The sequence below is a fragment of the Streptomyces hainanensis genome (assembly GCF_004348415.1).
Lineage (GTDB): Bacteria > Actinomycetota > Actinomycetes > Streptomycetales > Streptomycetaceae > Streptomyces > Streptomyces hainanensis.
The window spans coordinates 1-2,937 of the sequence record NZ_SMKI01000678.1 but is presented as its reverse complement, the minus strand read 5'-3'; the positions used below and the strand labels follow the sequence as shown (position 1 = coordinate 2,937).

4 protein-coding genes and 1 tRNA gene are annotated in these 2,937 nt (G+C 70.4%); all 5 read left to right on the top strand.

All coding sequences use genetic code 11. The features are described 5' to 3' along the window. On the top strand, nt 1-478 hold a 478-nt coding region (locus E1283_RS34600; protein ID WP_132822127.1), incomplete at its 5' end, for a DUF3566 domain-containing protein. Between the two features lie 81 nt (nt 479-559). After that, nucleotides 560-633: transfer RNA gene (locus E1283_RS34595), tRNA-Ile, on the top strand. A 155-nt stretch (nt 634-788) separates the two neighbouring features. Beyond that, on the top strand, nt 789-926 hold the full coding sequence (locus E1283_RS34590; RefSeq protein ID WP_216355937.1) for a DLW-39 family protein: 138 nt from the start codon (nt 789-791) through the stop codon (nt 924-926). 30 nt (nt 927-956) lie between these two features. Further along, nucleotides 957-1,787 (top strand): hypothetical protein, encoded by an 831-nt coding sequence (locus E1283_RS34585; RefSeq protein ID WP_132822125.1) that lies wholly within the window; start codon nt 957-959, stop codon nt 1,785-1,787. A 149-nt stretch (nt 1,788-1,936) separates the two neighbouring features. Continuing rightward, the coding region (locus tag E1283_RS34580; protein ID WP_132822124.1) for a serine/threonine-protein kinase at nt 1,937-2,937 on the top strand (1,001 nt) is incomplete at its 3' end.

The window sequence follows — 2,937 nt, the reverse complement described above, 5'->3', positions numbered from 1 at the left end:
GCCCGGGGCCGCCCCCTCGGCGGGGCAGCAGCAGCCTCCTCCCCAGGGCGGCCAGCAGGGCACCCAGGGCGTGCGGGTGCCGCGCACCGGGGCCCGCACGGTGCCGCGCATCCGCAAGGCCCGGCTGCGGGTCGCCAAGGCCGACCCCTGGTCGGTGATGAAGGTCAGCTTCCTGCTCTCCATCGCCCTGGGCATCTGCACGGTGATCGCCGTCGCCATGCTGTGGATGGTGATGGACTCGATGGGGGTCTTCACCACCATCGGTGAGACGATCACCGAGGCCACGGCGGCCGAGGGCGAGAGCGGCTTCGATCTGGTCGGCTTCCTGTCGCTGTCCCGGGTGATGCTGTTCACGTCGATCATCGCGCTGATCGACGTGGTCCTCGCCACCGCGCTCGCCACCCTCGGCGCCTTCCTCTACAACCTCTCCGCCGGCTTCGTCGGCGGCGTGGAAGTGACGCTGGCGGAGGACGAGTAGGAAGCCGGGGAGCCGGCAATGGATTTTGGGCGCGGGCCCCACATGCGCTAGCCTCTCTTCTGCGCGGGGGGTCCTGCGCAGGGGGCTATAGCTCAGATGGTTAGAGCGCATCCCTGATAAGGATGAGGCCACAGGTTCAAGTCCTGTTAGCCCCACAGGCGACCACGGCCCCGGTCATATTCGACCGGGGCCGTTCGGCGTCTTCCTCTGTTTTCCCGAGATCTCGGCGGCTGGCGCGTGTGAGGACACGATTGGGTATCATCGGGCGCCAGATGGTCCGATCACGTTTGAAGAAGGACGAGGTAGCCCGGTGAAGAAGCTCCTCCTGGTCGCACTGGCCGCCATCGGCGGCCTTCTTGTCTACCGTCAGATCCAGGCGGACAAGGCCGAGCAGGACCTGTGGACGGAGGCGACCGACTCCGTGCCGTCCGGTTCCACGGGTGCCTGAATCCCTTCCCCTGTCGCCGCCGGCGTCGCCGTGGTCGCGCTCTCGGGCGGCGACGACGATCCCGACCCGGGTCCCGGCCCGACCGCCGGCCCGACCGTGACGGACGAGCCCACCGACGACCCGACCCAGGACCCGACGCAGGAGCCCACCCAGGACCCCACCGACGAGCCGGTCGGCGGCAACGTCCCCGCCGGCCTCGTCGGCGCCTGGGAGGGCGAGAGCCTCGGCGGCGAGAACAGCATCTTCGTCCGGATGGAGATAGCCGAGGGCACCCAGGGAGACACGGTCGTCACCCAGTACACCGTGCTGCCGGAGGGCCTGTGCGTCGAACAGGCCTCGCTGGCCTCGGTCAGCGGCGACACGATCTCCCTCACCCCCGAGGGCATCACCAGCGAGGCCCCCGACGGCATCAACTGCCCGCCCTACTCGGACCAGACCGCGCTGCTCCAGCCGGACGGCACCGTGCGGTGGCAGACCTCCGACGGCGGCGGACTCCTGATGTCCAGGTCGACGACGAACCCCGGCAGGGACGGCATGCCGTACGCCATCTTCAGCGGCGTCTACAACGACGACGACCTCTCCGTTGAGTTCGAGGACGTCGTCTCGGCGGGTGAGCTGGCGGCGACCTTCACCGAACCGGACGGCGACTGCGTCTGGGAGTCCGCGCTCGTGAGGGGCGGCACGAGCGGCGGAAACGTGCTGCTCGGGCCCGGCGCCGTCACCCAGGGCGACTGCGACCCGCTCCCCTCCTACGACTTGAGCTTCACCGCGAGCGACTCGGCCTTCGGAGACGACGCGCCGACCGTCGCGTTCACGCCGTACGGCGACGACGAGCCGGAGTTCACGCTGGACCGGGAGTGACGCCGGCGGCCCCTCGGTCAAGAAACCGCATCAAACCCAACCGTGAGGGCATTCCGGGAACCGATTACGGTTCGGCCTCTGTCCTCCACTGTGTCTACGGGCCGCCGTATCCTCATGAGGCCTTACAGAGCGAAGAGGAGTAGTTCAGCATGAAGCCGCTCGGGCCGACAGATCCTCAACGGGTTGGCCAGTACCGACTACTGGGGAAACTGGGCGCCGGCGGGATGGGCAGCGTGTACCTGGCGCGCTCGGACCGTGGGCGCACGGTCGCCGTCAAACTGGTCCAGCCGGAGCTGGCCGCGCAGCCGGAGTTCCGGCAGCGCTTCCAGCAGGAAGTGGAGGCGGCCCGTCGGGTCGGCGGCGACTGGACGGCGCCCGTGCTGGACGCCGACACGCTCGCCGACACCCCCTGGGTGGCCACCGGCTACGTCGCCGGACCCTCCCTGCACGACGTCGTCGCCAACTCCTACGGCCCGCTGCCGGAACGCACCCTCTTCATCCTGGCCAACGGCCTGGTGAAGGCGCTGCGCGACATCCACGGCGCCGGCCTGGTGCACCGCGACCTGAAGCCGTCCAACGTGATGATCACCATCGACGGCCCGCGCGTCATCGACTTCGGCATCGCCCGCGCCCTGGAGAGCGGCGAGGGCCTCACCCGCACCGGCGCCGCGGTCGGTTCGCCCGGCTTCATGTCCCCCGAGCAGTGCCGCGGCGAGACGCTGACCGCGGCCAGCGACATCTTCTGCCTCGGCTCGGTGCTCACCTTCGCGGCCACCGGCCGCACCCCCTTCGGCGACGCCAACAGCGCCATGACCGCGCTGATGCTGGCCATCGTCCAGGGGCAGCAGGACCTGTCGGCCGTGCCGGAGGGCATCCGCCCGCTGATCGAGAGCTGCCTGGCGCAGGACCCGACGCAGCGGCCCACCCTCGACCAGCTCCACCAGTTCACCGACATACCGGACGACGGTGACGAGCCCTGGCTGCCGGGCGCGCTGGTCGCGAAGCTCGGCCGGCACGCCGTCGAACTCCTCGACTCCGAGGACCCGATGCAGGCGCCGCCGCTGCCCACCAACCAGCCGCCGCCCGCGATGCCCGCCGGGCCGCCGGTCACCCCGCTGCCGCCGGGTGCCCACCCGACGCCCACCACGTT